The following is a 13308-nucleotide window of genomic DNA, read 5'->3' as shown; positions in this document are numbered from 1 at the left end:
CGGGCGGCCGCGGATCGCGGCCGCCCGCCTGCGCCTACTTGCGCATGAACGACGGCAGCACGTCCGCCGGAATCGGGCAGACGTACGGCTGGCCGCGGCGCATTTCCAACAACTCTTCCTTGGCGCGCGCCAGCGTCTCGGGCTGCCGATAGAGATCCGCCGCCGTGGCGGCGATGATCTTGGCCGCGTGCACCATGCCCTTGTGCGCCAGCGACAGCTTGCCCTGCGCCACCATCTGCCACGAATGGAACGGCGTGCCGTAGGCATAGCAGGCGCCCCAGCATTGCGCGGTGGGCGTCACCCAGCTGACGTCGCCCACGTCGGTCGAGCCGTAGCTGATCTCGTGCCTGCCGGGCTCGTAGGGCGCCACGCCGCTGAACAACGGCGTCGGATTGCGCAGCACCGCGCCCAGGTTCTTGCCGGCGTTGTCGATGTCATCGGCCGAAATCGCGTCCCACATGCGGCGCGCGGCCTGCTGTTCGCCCTCGGTGTAAGCGGGTCCCTGCAGCGCCTGCATGTTGGCGTACATGACCTGGTTCAGCACGCCGTTGGGAATGTAGTTGGAGCAGGCCTTGTCGAACACGATCTCCAGCTCGCAGCCGGTCATCAGCGCCGCGCCGCGGGCCACGTTCTTGACCCGTTCGTACAGCTCGGCGGCCTGCGAATTGATCGGCGCGCGCACCAGGTACAGCACTTCGGCGCGGGCCTGCACCACGTTGGGCGAGATGCCGCCGCTGTTGGTCACCGCGTAGTGCACCCGCGCGTCCGGCACCATGTGCTCGCGCAGGTAGTTCACGCCTACGTTCATCAGTTCCACCGCGTCCAGCGCGCTGCGTCCCAGGTGCGGCGAATTGGCCGCGTGCGCCGCCACGCCACGAAAGCGGAAATAGGCCTGAATGTTGGCCAGCGACGACTGGTGGAAGATGCCGGTGTGCGAAGCCGGATGCCAGGTCAGCGCCGCGTCCAGGTCGTCGAACAGGCCGGCGCGCGCCATGAAGGTCTTGCCCGAGCCGCCCTCCTCGGCCGGACAGCCATAGAAACGGATGCGGCCCGCCAGGCCATTGCGTTCGAGGAATTCCTTGACCGCCACCGCCGCGAAATGCGCGGCCGTGCCCAGCAGGTGGTGGCCGCAGCCATGACCGTTGCCGTTGGGCGTTTCCGGCGACGGCTGGCAGGCGTAGGCGCCGCTTTCCTGGCTCAGGCCGGACAAGGCATCGTATTCACCCAGGATGCCGATCACCGGGCCGTCCGTGCCGGCCTCGGCGACGAAGGCCGTGGGGATGCCGGCGGCGTCGCGGGTGACGCGAAAGCCGGCCTCCTCCAGCATGGCGATGTGCAATTCGGCCGACTTGTGCTCGTCATAGCGCAATTCGGCCAGGCTCCAGATGCGGTCGCTCAGCTCGGCGTAGCGGTCGCTGCGCGCGTCGATGAACGGGGCAAGAATGTCGATGGCTCCCATCGTGTCTCCAGTGGCGGTCTACAGGATCTGCGGGCGCCGGCCACGGTACGTCGCCGGCGGTGGCAAAACGTCATTCGTCGAGCTTGATGGCGGCAGTTTCAATGATTTTGCGATTGGCGGCCAGGGTCTGCGCGATGCGCTGGCTGAAAGCCTGCGGCGTGCCGGTGTCGGGCTCGGCGCCCAGGGTGGCCAGCCGCTGCACCAGCGCCGGCTCGGCCAGCGCCCGCCGCACCGCGTCGTTCAGGCGCAGCACCACGGCCTCGGGCGTGCCCGCCGGCGCCACCAGGCCAAACCAGGTCTGGCCCAGCGCATTCAACTGCGGGTAGCCCAGTTCGGCCAGCGTCGGCAGCTGCGGCAGGCCGGCCAGTCGCGCGGGGGCGGCCACCGCGATCGGGCGCAGCTTGCCCGCCTTGATCAAGGACTGGGCCGAGGCGTACTGATCCTGCTGCACCTGCACCTCGCCGCCCACGGCGGCCGTCAACGCGGGGCCCATGCCCCGGTAGGGCACGTGCAACACCTCGACCTGGAGGTCGGCATTCATCGCCGCCAGGTTCAGGTGCCCGAGCGACCCCACGCCTGGCGAACCGAAGGAATACTTGCCCGGATGCGCCCGCAATTCGGCCAGGAACTGCGCGAAGTCCGTCGCCGGAAAGGCCGGGTTCACCATCCACACCACCGGCACATTCGCCACCGAACCCACCGCCGTCAGTTGCTTTGCCGGATCGACGCGCGCCGTACCGTACAACAGCGGATTGACCGCCATGGTGCTGACGGTGGCCATGCCCAGCGTATAGCCGTCGGGCTCGGCCCGCGCCACCGCCTCCGTGCCGATCAGGCCGCCGGCGCCGGCGCGGTTCTCCACCACCACGCTCTGGCCCAGTTCCTTGCGCAGGCCGTCGGCCACCGCCCGCGCCAGGACATCGGTGGAACCGCCGGGCGCGAACGGCACGATCAGGCGCACCGGCTGCGAGGGATAGACGCCCTGCGCGTGCGCCAGGGACGAAACGCCGACCAGTGCGGCGCAGACGAAAGCATGCAACAGACGGGACTTCATGGAACGGCGAATCCTTGAGTGGAAACCGGTAGCCGGCGTCACGCCATTCTGGGCAGGGCATATCCTTATTTCAAATACATTAACCGACCAATATATTCATACTTTGAATATCTCGCTCCGGAATGTTCGATCCATGGACGTCGCTCCCGCCACCCTGCTCGCCCGGCTGCTGGCCAAGGGGCGCCTGCGCCACCTGCAACTGCTGGCCGGGGTCGCCGAGCTCGGCAGCCTGCAACAGGCCGCCGCGCAGATCGGCATGAGCCAGCCGGCCGCCACCCATGCCCTGGCGGACATCGAATCCCTGCTGGGCGTGGAGCTGTTCGAACGCCACGCCCGCGGCATGCGCGCCACCCGCTGCGGTCAATTGATGGCCGATTGCGCGCGCGGCATGCTCACCTCGCTGCGCGCCTCGACCGACTCGGTCGCGGCCCTGCGCGGCGGCGCCGCCGGCAGCCTGCGCTTGGGCGCCATCCCGGCAGCCAGCAGCGGCCTGCTGGCGCAACATCTGCCGGCCTACATGCGGGCCCATCCGGACCTGCAGGTGGACTTGCAGGAAGGCAGCCGCGAACAGTTGCTGCCGCTGGCGGCCGCGGGCAATCTGGACATGCTGCTGTGCCGGCGCCCCGAAGCGATGCCCGCCGGCCTGGACTTCGTCCCGCTGCAACAGGATGGCGCCGTCATCGTCGCCACGCCCGGCCATCCGTTGCTCGCCAGCGACGCCGCGCCGACATTGGCGCAGGTGGCAACCCAGCTCTGGATCCAGCCACGTCCGGAACTGGCGATCCACGCCGTCTTCACCGCTTTCTTCGAACGCGCCGGCGTGGTTCCTCGGCTATGCCGCCTGGCCAGCGCCGCGCCACCCATGCCACTGCTGATCGCCGTCATGCAGGCGCAGCAGGCGCTGGCCATGGTGCCGCTGACGCTGGCCGGCTGGTATCTGCAACATGGCCATTTTCAGCGCCTGCTGATCGAATCGCCGGGCGCCTTCCAGCCCATCGGCGCCATCGTCGGACAGGCGGGTCCCGGCCGCGAATTCCTGCACTGGTTGATGCGCGCGCCGGAGCAACCGCCCCCCTGACCGCCGCGCCGAAACCGGCTCAACGCAGCGCCCGCTCGATCGCTTCGCGCGCCTGGCCGATAAAGGCATCTTCGCCCGGCCGCGCCGGCAGCAGGCGGAATTCAACGTCGGGCAACGGCGGCAGGCCGGGCATCTGCAGACGGCCGATGCCTGGCGCCAGTGCCGACTCGTTCAAGCAGGCCACGCCCAGCCCCGCACCGATCGCCAGTTGCAACCCCGCGACGCCCGAGGCCACGTGCGCCACGGCGTACGGCACGGCGCGCCGTGCCAGCAATCGTTCGGCATACTGGCGCAACGCGCAGGTCTCGGGCAGCGCCAGCAATGGCAACGGTTCCGGCGGCGCCGGCGCGCCCTCGGCCGCCATCCACAGCAACGACTCACGCCGCAGCAATGGTCCCGACGCCCGCCCTTTCGACGCGCCGCGCTCCAGGATCACCATCGAAATGCCGACATCGACTTCGCCGCGTTCGTAGGCGGCCTCGATCGCGCCGCTTTTCATGATGGTGACGTGCATGCGCACCTGGGGATACTGCTCGTTCAGGCGCCGCAGCAGGCGCGCCACGTCGCCGGGCCGGAAGTAGTCGGTGATGCACAGCCGCAACTCTCCACGCAGCGCCACGCCGCGCAGGTCGCGGTAGGCTTCGTCGCTGAGCGCCAGGATGGCGCGCGCATGCGCCAGCAGGCGTTCGCCGGCGGGGGTCGCGACCACGCCCGACTTGCCGCGGATCAGCAGCGGCTGGCCGGCCCGCTCCTCCAGCTTGCGCATCTGTTCGCTGACGGAGGATTGCGACAGGAACACCTTGGGCGCGGCCGCCGTCAGGCTGCCCGCATCCAGCACCGCCACCAGCGTGCGCAACTGGTCGAGATCGAATCCGGACATGGCGTATCCAACGGTTTATACGATGGAAGCAATCGTAAATTCCCGCTTTTCCGATGTCAATGCCGTCCCTACACTGGCTCCATTCCCCTCACCCAAGGAGCCTGTCATGCCCCACATCGTCGTCCACGTATCCGGCCAGCCCGACGCCGCCCGCAACCGCCGCATCGTCGATTCGGTCGCCAGCCTGACCCAGTCGGTGCTCGGCAAGAAGCTGCCGGTCATCGCCATCACGCTGCAGCACATTCCGCTGGACCAATGGTTCATCGGCGGGCGCCCCTTGTCGGAACTGGGCAGGAACGCCTTCCACCTGGACATCAGCGTCACCGACGAGACCAACACCAAGGCCGAGAAGGCGCGCTTCATCCAGGAGATCTACGCAGCCTTCGGCGAGATCCTCGGCGAGCTGCACGAATGTTCCTACGTGCATGTAATCGACGCGCGCGCGGCCGCCTATGGCTATGGCGGCAAGACGCAGGAATACCGGCACCAGCACGCCTGAGCCCGCGTGCCGGCGCGCGGGCGGCGGCCGCTGCGCCGCGTGGTCGGCAGCGTGTGGACCTCGACAGCTTGAACAGCGCCGCCGGCAAGCCCGCGGCCACGAATGAAAAAAGCCGCGCACCCCGAAGGGTGTGCGGCTTTCCGATTGCCAGGCGCGCGGGGCCTGAACCCCGCCCCGCCTTACACGGCGGATTCGCGCGCGGCGCGCTTGCGCTCGTTTTCCTGCAGGTAGCGCTTGCGCAGGCGGATCGACTTGGGCGTGATTTCGACCAGCTCGTCGTCGTCGATGAATTCCACGGCGTATTCCAGCGACATCTGGATCGGCGGCACCAGGCGCACCGCTTCGTCGGTGCCCGAGGCGCGCACGTTGGTCAGCTGCTTGCCCTTGATCGGGTTCACGACCAGGTCGTTGTCGCGGCTGTGGATGCCGATGATCATGCCTTCGTACAGCGCATCGCCCGGGTTCACGAACATGCGGCCGCGATCCTGCAGCTTCCACAGCGCGTAGGCCACGGCGTCGCCGTTGTCCTGGCTGATCAGCACGCCGTTGCGGCGCTCGCCGATCGAGCCTTCCTTGATGGGCGCGTATTCGTGGAAGATGTGGCTCATCAGGCCGGTGCCGCGCGTCAGCGTCAGGAACTCGTTCTGGAAGCCGATCAGGCCACGGGCCGGAATCAGGTATTCCAGGCGGGTGCGGCCGCGGCCGTCCGGCTGCATGTCCTGCAGGTCGCCCTTGCGGCGGCCCAGTTCTTCCATCACGCCGCCCTGGTGGGCGTCTTCGACGTCGATGGTCAGCGATTCGAACGGCTCGCACTTGACGCCGTCGACTTCCTTGAACACCACGCGCGGACGCGACACCGCCAGTTCGTAGCCTTCGCGGCGCATCGTTTCCAGCAGGATGGTCAGGTGCAGTTCGCCGCGGCCCGACACTTCGAACACGGTGTCGTCGCCGGTGTCGCGCACGCGCAGCGCCACGTTCGACTTCAGTTCGCGGTCCAGGCGGTCGCGCAGTTGGCGGCTGGTGACGAACTTGCCTTCACGGCCCGCCAGCGGCGAGGTGTTGACCATGAAGTTCATGGTCAGCGTCGGCTCGTCGATGCGCAGCATCGGCAGCACGTCCTGCGTCACGGGGTCGGTCACGGTGCAGCCGATGCCCAGGTCTTCGATACCGTTGATCAGCACGATGTCGCCGGCTTCGGCTTCGTCCACCACGATGCGCTCCAGGCCGTGGAACTTCAGCACCTGGTTGATGCGGCCGCGGCCGCCCTGGCCCTCGGGACCGAACTTGTAGGCCACTTCCATGCCGGGACGCATGCGGCCGCGGTTGATGCGGCCCACGCCGATCTTGCCGACGTAGCTGTTGTAGTCCAGCGAGATGATCTGCATCTGCAGCGGGCCGTTGGGATCGTCGTCGCGCTGCGGCACGTGCTGCAGGATGGCTTCGAACAGCGGGCGCATGTCGCCTTCGCGCACGTCCGGCGTCAGGCCGGCGTAGCCGGACAGGCCCGAGGCGTACACCACCGGGAAGTCCAGTTGCTCGTCGGTCGCGCCCAGCTTGTCGAACAGGTCGAAGGTGGCGTTGATGACGAAGTCGGTGCGGGCGCCCGGACGGTCGACCTTGTTGACCACCACGATGGGCTTCAGGCCCAGGGCCAGCGCCTTGCGGGTCACGAAGATGGTCTGCGGCATCGGGCCTTCGACGGCATCGACCAGCAGCAGCACGCCGTCGACCATCGACAGCACGCGCTCGACTTCGCCGCCGAAGTCCGCGTGCCCCGGGGTGTCGACGATGTTGATGTGCGTGCCTTCGTATTCAACGGCACAGTTCTTGGCCAGAATCGTGATGCCGCGTTCTTTTTCCAGGTCGTTCGAGTCCATGACCCGTTCGGTCAGCGCCTGGTTTTCGCGGAAGGTGCCGGATTGGCGCAGCAGCTGGTCGACCAGGGTGGTTTTACCGTGGTCCACGTGGGCGATGATGGCGACGTTGCGCAAGGCGCGAGTCATAGCGAGTCCTTTAAGGTGGTGGCGGGCAGCAAGCCCGCCGGCAATTCGTTCAGTGCAAGCAATGCCTGCTTGGGGTCTGGCATCGCCTGCAAGGCATCCAGCGCAACGGCGCGTTCCAGAGAAAATGGCCCGACGTGCGTGCGCCGCAGCGCCGCCAGGTGGGCGTAACAGCCCAGCGCGCGCCCGATGTCCTGGGCCAGCGTCCGGATGTATGTGCCTTTACTGCAAGCCACATCGATCTCTGCCTGCGTCCCGTTCAGGGACAGCAGCTCGATGCGGTAAATCGTAATCTGCCGCGGCGGGCGTTCCAACTCGATGCCGGCCCGCGCGTATTCGTACAGCGGCTTGCCGTCGCGCTTGAGCGCCGAATACATGGGCGGAATCTGCTCGATCGTGCCCGAGAAACGTGACAGCGCGTCGCGCAGCGCCTGTTCCTCGACCACGAAGCCGGGCGCGGCGGTGGCCACCACGTTGCCGGTCAGGTCGCCGGAATCGGTTTCCTCGCCAAATTGCAGCGTAGCGCGATAGGCCTTGTCGGCGTCAAGCATCGCGCCGGAAATCTTGGTTGCCCGGCCCATGCAGCACACCAGCAGACCGGTGGCGAAGGGGTCGAGGGTGCCGGTATGGCCGGCCTTCGCCGCGTCCATGGCACGCTTGGCGCGTTGCAAGGCGTGGTTGCTCGACAAACCTACGGGTTTGTCGAGCAACAGCACACCGTCGAGCGCAAGCCCGCGTCGTTTAGCCATCGTCGGAATCCGGAAATTAAAGCAGTGACGACAGCCCGATCAGGACTGGTCTTCAGGTTCGTCGGGCACGCCCGAGTGCGGGCCGGGCCGGTTTGCGCGGTCGATGAGGATCGACATTTCGATACCACGGGCAATCTGCTCGTCGTGGAAGAAGCGCAAAGTGGGGACAGTATGAATGTGCAGCAGCTTGTACAGCTGGGAATGCAGCCAGCCGGCCTTCTCGTTCAGCAAGGCGGTCGCGGCCTCGGGCTCGGCGCCCAGAACCGTGAAATACACCTTGGCATGCGCGTAGTCGGTCGACAGTTCCACACCGGAGAGCGTGATCAAGCCAGCGCGGGTCGTGTCGATCTCGCGCTGGATGATCCCGGCCAGATCCTTCTGGATCTGGTCGGCCAGCCGCAGATTGCGGCCGGGGATGGCTTTGGACTTGTGACGGCTCATTGGAAGCAATGCCTCGCGACGCTTTACAGCGTACGCGCGATTTCCTTGATTTCAAAGACTTCCAGCTGGTCGCCCACCTGGATGTCGTTGTTGCCGCGCAGCGTAAGACCGCAATCGAAGCCCGACTTGACTTCCTTGACGTCGTCCTTGAAGCGGCGCAGCGAATCGAGCTGGCCGGTCCACTGGACCACGTTGTTGCGCAGCAGGCGGACCTGCGAATCGCGACGCACCAGGCCGTCGAGCACCATGCAACCGGCGATATTGCCGATGCGGGAGATGCTGTAGACCTCGCGGATCTCGACCAGGCCGATGATCTCTTCCTTCTTCTCGGGCGCCAGCATGCCCGACATGGCTGCCTTCACCTCGTCCACGGCGTCGTAGATGATGTTGTAGTAGCGCACGTCGATGCCGTTGGTCTCGGCCAGCTTCTTGGCGCTCGCTTCGGCGCGGACGTTGAAGCCGATCACCACGGCGTTCGAGGCGATCGCCAGGTTGATGTCGCTTTCCGAGATGCCGCCCACGGCCGCGTGCACCACTTGCACGCGCACTTCGTCGGTCGACAGCTTGGTCAGCGACTGCACCAGCGCTTCCTGCGAACCCTGGACATCGGTCTTGACGATCAGCGCCAGGGTCTGGGTGCCTTCGCCCAGGTTGTCGAACATCGATTCCAGCTTGGCGGCCTGCTGGCGCGCCAGCTTGACGTCGCGGAACTTGCCCTGGCGGAACAGCGCGATCTCGCGCGCCTTGCGCTCGTCGGACAGCACCATCAGCTCGTCGCCGGCGGCCGGCACTTCGGTCAGGCCCTGGATTTCCACCGGGATTGACGGACCGGCGGCCTGGATCGGCTTGCCGTTCTCGTCGAGCATGGCACGCACGCGGCCGAAGCTGGCGCCAGCCAGCACCACGTCGCCACGGTGCAGCGTGCCGCTCTGGACCAGGATGGTCGCGACGGGGCCGCGGCCCTTGTCCAGGCGGGCTTCGATCACCAGGCCCTTGGCCTGCGCGTCCACCGGCGCCTTCAGTTCCAGCAGTTCGGCCTGCAGCAGCACGTTCTCGAGCAGGGCGTCGATGCCCTCGCCGGTCTTGGCCGACACCGGCACGAACGGCACGTCGCCGCCGTATTCTTCCGGCACCACTTCCTCGGCGACCAGCTCCTGCTTGACGCGCTCGGGGTTGGCGCTGGGCTTGTCGATCTTGGTCATGGCCACCACCATCGGCACGCCGGCGGCCTTGGCATGGTGGATGGCTTCGCGCGTCTGCGGCATCACGCCGTCGTCGGCCGCGCAGACCAGGATGACGATGTCGGTGGCCTTGGCGCCACGGGCACGCATGGCGGTGAACGCCTCGTGGCCCGGGGTATCCAGGAAGGTCACCATGCCACGCTCGGTTTCCACGTGGTAGGCGCCGATGTGCTGCGTAATGCCGCCGGCTTCGCCCGCGGCAACCTTGGCGCGGCGGATGTAGTCCAGCAGCGAGGTCTTGCCGTGGTCGACGTGGCCCATCACGGTCACGACCGGAGCGCGCGGCAGCTGTTCGGCTTCCGACACGCTGGCGGTTTCGTCCAGGAAGGCTTCCGGGTCATCGAGCTTGGCGGCGATCGCCACGTGGCCCAGTTCCTCGACCACGATCATGGCGGTTTCCTGGTCCAGCACCTGGTTGATGGTGACCATCTGGCCCAGCTTCATCAATTGCTTGATGACTTCGGCGGCCTTGACGGACATCTTGTGGGCCAGGTCGGCCACGCTGATGGTTTCCGGCACGTGCACTTCGCGCGCGATGAATTCCTGCGGCGCCGGCTCGTTGCGGCGATCATTCTGCTGGTTGCGGCCACCACGGCCGCCACCCTTGCCACCGCCCTTGCCGCCTGCACGCCAGCCGTCGCGGCTGGCCGGCGCCGCCGGCTTGTCGGCCGGCTTCTTGCGCGAGGCGTCATCCGACCAGGTCGAGGCGACTTCGGCCGTCTTGATGGTCTTCTTGGTGCCAGGCGCGGCGGGCTTGGCGTCCTTCTTGGCGCCAGGACCCGCGGCCCCCTTGCCGGCCGGCTTGTGCAGCGTGCCCGAAATCGGCGCGGCTGCCGCGGCGGGCGCTTCCGGTTCGGGAGCGCGCAGCACCTTGCGCGGGCGGTTCAACATTTCGCGCAACGCGGCGGCTTCGGCCTCGGCGGCGCGGCGGGCCTCATCGCGGCCGGCGCCAGTGGCGGAGGCGGCGAGCGGCGGGCCGGCGCGGCGGTTGTCGGCACGGTTGCCAACCTTGGCGGCGGGCGCGGCGGCCTCGACCGGCTTGGCGGCGGACTTGGCGGGTTCGGACTTCGCCGCAGGCGGGACCTGGGCGACAACAGGCGCGGCGGCCTGGGAGGACGATGGTTCGGACTTATTGGCTAGCACAACGGGTTCCGGCTTGGCTTCTTCAGCCTTGGGCTCGGTGGATTCAGTCTTGACTTCGGGCTTGGCCTCTTCGGCCACGGGCTCGGCAGGAGCGGGCGCCGGCGTCGGTTCCGGTTCAGGCTGGGCCTGGACTTCGGCGGCGGGGGCCGCAACGGGGGCGGGCACTTCGGCCGCGACGGGTTCAACAGGCGCGGGCGCTTCCACCGGCGCGGGCGCTTCTACAGCAACGGGTTCCTGCGCCGGAGCCGGAGCGGGGGCCTGGACCGGCGTGGCTTCGCGCGGCTCGACCGGCGCCGTCACTTCGGGCGCGGCCGGCGCGGACACCTGCGCGGCTTCTTCCGCGCCCGCTTCCTCTTCGGCGCGAGCGGCGGCGGCCTGCTCCAGGGCCAGTTCGGAGGGATCACGCTTGACGAACACGCGCTTCTTGCGGACCTCGACCTGGATGGTGCGCGAGCGGCCGGTGGCATCGGCCTGGCGGATCTCGGAGGTCTGGCGGCGCGTCAGGGTGATCTTCTTGCCTTCGGTCGCGCCGTGGGCGCGGCGCAGCGATTCGAGCAATTTCGCCTTGTCGCTGTCGGTGACGGAATCGTCCACCGATTTGAGGTCAACGCCAGCCGAGCGCAGCTGTTCCAGCAGCACATTGGCAGGCATTTTCAGCTCGGTAGCGAACTGGGCGACGGTGTTACTCGACATTAGGCTCTCTCTTCCCTATATGCAGCTATTACAAACAACGTGAACTTGCGGCGGACTTGACGGCCATCCGCCGCAGACCCGTGTCCTTTTGGTTATTCTTCGTCAAACCAATGGGCGCGGGCACGCATGATGAGGTCGCTGGCTTCCTGCTCGGTCAGGCCGGCGATTTCCGCCAGCTCGTCCGTCGCCAATTCGGCCAGATCATCACGCGTATGCACTTGACGCTCGGCCAGCTTGGCGGCCAGTTCCGGCGTCACGCCTTCGAGTTCGAGCAGATCCTGGGCCGTTTCAAGACGCTCTTCCTGGGCGATGGCCTCGGTCAGCAGCGCATTGCGGGCACGGGCGCGCAACTCGTTGATGGTGTCTTCGTCGAACGCCTCGATCTCCAGCAGTTCCTGCATGGGGACGTAGGCGATTTCCTCGATACCGGTGAAACCTTCGTCGATCAGGATGTCGGCGACTTCCTCATCGACATCCAGCTTGTTCATGAACGTGGCGCGCAGGCCCGAACGCTCGACTTCCTGGCGGTTCAGGCTTTCTTCCGGCGTCATGATGTTGATCTGCCAGCCGGTCAGCTCGGAAGCCAGGCGCACGTTCTGACCCTTGGCGCCGATCGCCTTGGGCAGGTTTTCCTCGTCCACCACGACGTCCATCGCGTGCTTGTCTTCGTCCACCACGATGGACTCGACGTTGGCCGGGGCCAGGGCGCCGATGACGAACTGTGCCGGATCTTCCGACCACAGCACGATGTCGACCTGCTCGCCGCCCAATTCATTGCGCACGGCGGTCACGCGCGAACCGCGCATGCCCACGCAGGTGCCGATGGGGTCGATACGCTTATCGTATGCCACCACGGCGATCTTGGCACGCACGCCGGCGTCGCGAGCGGCTGCCTTGATCTCGAGCAGGCCCTGCTCGATCTCGGGCACTTCATTCTCGAACAGCTGGCGGATGAACTCGGGCGACGTGCGCGACAGGATCACCTGCTGGCCACGGGCGGCGTGGTCGACGCGCAACACGAAGGCGCGCACGCGATCGGCGACCCGCAGGTTTTCCTTCGGGATCATTTCCGAACGCGGCAGGCGCGCTTCGATCTTGCCGGTCTCGATGATGGCGTCGCCCTTGTCCATGCGCTTGATGGTGCCGGACACGATGGTTTCGCCGCGATCCAGGAAGTCGTTCAGGACCTGTTCGCGCTCGGCGTCGCGGATCTTCTGCAGGATCGCCTGCTTGGCGGCCTGGGCGCCGATACGGCCGAACTCGATGGGCTCGAGCGGTTCCTCGATGTACTCGCCAACCTGGATGTTGGGCACGATCTCGACCGCGTCCGACAGCATTTCCTGCTTGTCGGGCTCTTGCAGGCCCGCTTCGTCGGGCACCACCAGCCAGCGGCGGAAACCTTCGTGGTCACCGGTTTCACGATCGATGGCAACACGAATGTCCGCATCATCCTTGAAGCGCTTTTTCATGGCCGAGGCCAGCGCGCTTTCCAGCGCCCCGAACACGACATCACGCGTGACGTTCTTTTCACGCGCCAAGGCATCGACCAACAGAAGAATTTCGCGACTCATCGCTTTTTGCCCTTGAAATCCAGAACGGGATCCAGTTTTGCACGCTCGATATCGTCGACCGTGAAATTCAACACCTGGATTTCGTTCTTTTTTGCCTCAAATTCGAGACCGAACACGGTCTTGTGCATGCCTGCCATGGCGTCCGAAGCCGCGGGCGCGTCTTCGGGCACGGTCAACGTGCCGGAGAAGACCTTGCGTCCGTCCAATGCCTCGCGCAGCTTGATCTCGATGCGTTCGCCCGCGAAGCGACGGAATTCGGCCTCGTTGCGCAACGGGCGGTCAATGCCCGGCGAACCGACTTCCAGCCGCTTGTAGTCGATGTTCTCGACCTCGTACACCCGCGACAATTGGCGGGACACCTGCTCGCAGTCTTCGATGCGCACACCGCCGACCCGATCGATCGTGACGCGCAAAAGGCCCAGCGCGGCACGTTCGACGTCGACGAGTTCGACGTCCATGCCGGCCAGTGCCTCTTCGGTCAATGCGAATAAATCAGCCAT

Annotated in this window: 11 protein-coding genes; 2 read left to right on the top strand and 9 right to left on the bottom strand. The window is 66.7% G+C overall.

Annotated features, from left to right (window positions below; translation table 11 throughout):
• Nucleotides 1-34 precede the first annotated feature (34 nt).
• Both AT699_RS08360 and AT699_RS08355 read right to left on the bottom strand, forming a co-directional pair.
• Entirely contained in the window at nucleotides 35-1459 is a 1425-nt protein-coding gene (locus AT699_RS08360; RefSeq protein ID WP_024068210.1) for a M20 family metallopeptidase, read from the bottom strand.
• 70 nt (nucleotides 1460-1529) lie between these two features.
• Nucleotides 1530-2513, bottom strand: a complete 984-nt coding sequence (locus AT699_RS08355; protein ID WP_006388339.1) for a Bug family tripartite tricarboxylate transporter substrate binding protein — start codon at nucleotides 2511-2513, stop codon at nucleotides 1530-1532.
• Nucleotides 2514-2646: 133 nt separating this feature from the next.
• Between AT699_RS08355 and AT699_RS08350 the strand changes: the two genes are divergently transcribed.
• The gene (locus AT699_RS08350) at nucleotides 2647-3591 is read left to right on the top strand and encodes a LysR family transcriptional regulator (RefSeq protein ID WP_006388338.1); all 945 of its coding nucleotides are present in this window, start codon (nucleotides 2647-2649) and stop codon (nucleotides 3589-3591) included.
• Nucleotides 3592-3610: 19 nt separating this feature from the next.
• Here the strand turns inward: AT699_RS08350 and AT699_RS08345 are convergent, their stop codons facing one another.
• Entirely contained in the window at nucleotides 3611-4471 is an 861-nt protein-coding gene (locus tag AT699_RS08345) for a LysR family transcriptional regulator (protein ID WP_024068209.1), read from the bottom strand.
• A gap of 106 nt (nucleotides 4472-4577) precedes the next feature.
• Between AT699_RS08345 and AT699_RS08340 the strand changes: the two genes are divergently transcribed.
• Nucleotides 4578-4970 (top strand): tautomerase family protein, encoded by a 393-nt coding sequence (locus AT699_RS08340; protein WP_006388336.1) that lies wholly within the window; start codon nucleotides 4578-4580, stop codon nucleotides 4968-4970.
• A gap of 179 nt (nucleotides 4971-5149) precedes the next feature.
• On the opposite strand, the gene typA is transcribed toward AT699_RS08340, so the two are convergent.
• The 6 genes from typA to rimP form a co-directional block, all read right to left on the bottom strand.
• The gene (gene typA / locus AT699_RS08335) at nucleotides 5150-6973 is read right to left on the bottom strand and encodes a translational GTPase TypA (RefSeq protein ID WP_006388335.1); all 1824 of its coding nucleotides are present in this window, start codon (nucleotides 6971-6973) and stop codon (nucleotides 5150-5152) included.
• A complete protein-coding gene (gene truB, locus AT699_RS08330; RefSeq protein ID WP_006388334.1) occupies nucleotides 6970-7719 on the bottom strand; it encodes a tRNA pseudouridine(55) synthase TruB in 750 nt (249 codons plus the stop codon). Before truB ends, typA begins: the two co-directional genes overlap by 4 nt.
• Nucleotides 7720-7758: 39 nt before the next feature.
• Nucleotides 7759-8160, bottom strand: coding sequence for a 30S ribosome-binding factor RbfA (rbfA, locus tag AT699_RS08325; protein WP_006388333.1), 402 nt, complete (start codon nucleotides 8158-8160; stop codon nucleotides 7759-7761).
• A 23-nt stretch (nucleotides 8161-8183) separates the two neighbouring features.
• Nucleotides 8184-11237, bottom strand: a complete 3054-nt coding sequence (gene infB, locus AT699_RS08320; protein ID WP_020924547.1) for a translation initiation factor IF-2 — start codon at nucleotides 11235-11237, stop codon at nucleotides 8184-8186.
• Between the two features lie 92 nt (nucleotides 11238-11329).
• On the bottom strand, nucleotides 11330-12808 hold the full coding sequence (gene nusA / locus AT699_RS08315) for a transcription termination factor NusA (RefSeq protein WP_006388330.1): 1479 nt from the start codon (nucleotides 12806-12808) through the stop codon (nucleotides 11330-11332).
• The gene (gene rimP, locus AT699_RS08310; protein ID WP_054480933.1) at nucleotides 12805-13308 is read right to left on the bottom strand and encodes a ribosome maturation factor RimP; all 504 of its coding nucleotides are present in this window, start codon (nucleotides 13306-13308) and stop codon (nucleotides 12805-12807) included. Before rimP ends, nusA begins: the two co-directional genes overlap by 4 nt.

Source organism: Achromobacter xylosoxidans (genome assembly GCF_001457475.1).
In the GTDB taxonomy this organism is placed as follows: Bacteria; Pseudomonadota; Gammaproteobacteria; order Burkholderiales; family Burkholderiaceae_B; genus Achromobacter; species Achromobacter xylosoxidans.
The sequence above is the reverse complement of the archived record's forward strand: the minus strand, read 5'-3'. Positions and strand labels throughout refer to the sequence as shown.

Excerpts from the sequence above, each read along its gene's own strand:
- nusA (WP_006388330.1), bottom strand. The coding sequence starts at position 12,808 with ATGAGTCGCGAAATTCTTCTGTTGGTCGATGCCTTGGCGCGTGAAAAG.
- infB (WP_020924547.1), bottom strand. The coding sequence starts at position 11,237 with ATGTCGAGTAACACCGTCGCCCAGTTCGCTACCGAGCTGAAAATGCCT.
- truB (WP_006388334.1), bottom strand. The coding sequence starts at position 7,719 with ATGGCTAAACGACGCGGGCTTGCGCTCGACGGTGTGCTGTTGCTCGAC.
- typA (WP_006388335.1), bottom strand. The coding sequence starts at position 6,973 with ATGACTCGCGCCTTGCGCAACGTCGCCATCATCGCCCACGTGGACCAC.
- AT699_RS08360 (WP_024068210.1), bottom strand. The coding sequence starts at position 1,459 with ATGGGAGCCATCGACATTCTTGCCCCGTTCATCGACGCGCGCAGCGAC.
- rbfA (WP_006388333.1), bottom strand. The coding sequence starts at position 8,160 with ATGAGCCGTCACAAGTCCAAAGCCATCCCCGGCCGCAATCTGCGGCTG.
- AT699_RS08340 (WP_006388336.1), top strand. The coding sequence starts at position 4,578 with ATGCCCCACATCGTCGTCCACGTATCCGGCCAGCCCGACGCCGCCCGC.
- rimP (WP_054480933.1), bottom strand. The coding sequence starts at position 13,308 with ATGGCTGATTTATTCGCATTGACCGAAGAGGCACTGGCCGGCATGGAC.
- AT699_RS08345 (WP_024068209.1), bottom strand. The coding sequence starts at position 4,471 with ATGTCCGGATTCGATCTCGACCAGTTGCGCACGCTGGTGGCGGTGCTG.
- AT699_RS08350 (WP_006388338.1), top strand. The coding sequence starts at position 2,647 with ATGGACGTCGCTCCCGCCACCCTGCTCGCCCGGCTGCTGGCCAAGGGG.
- AT699_RS08355 (WP_006388339.1), bottom strand. The coding sequence starts at position 2,513 with ATGAAGTCCCGTCTGTTGCATGCTTTCGTCTGCGCCGCACTGGTCGGC.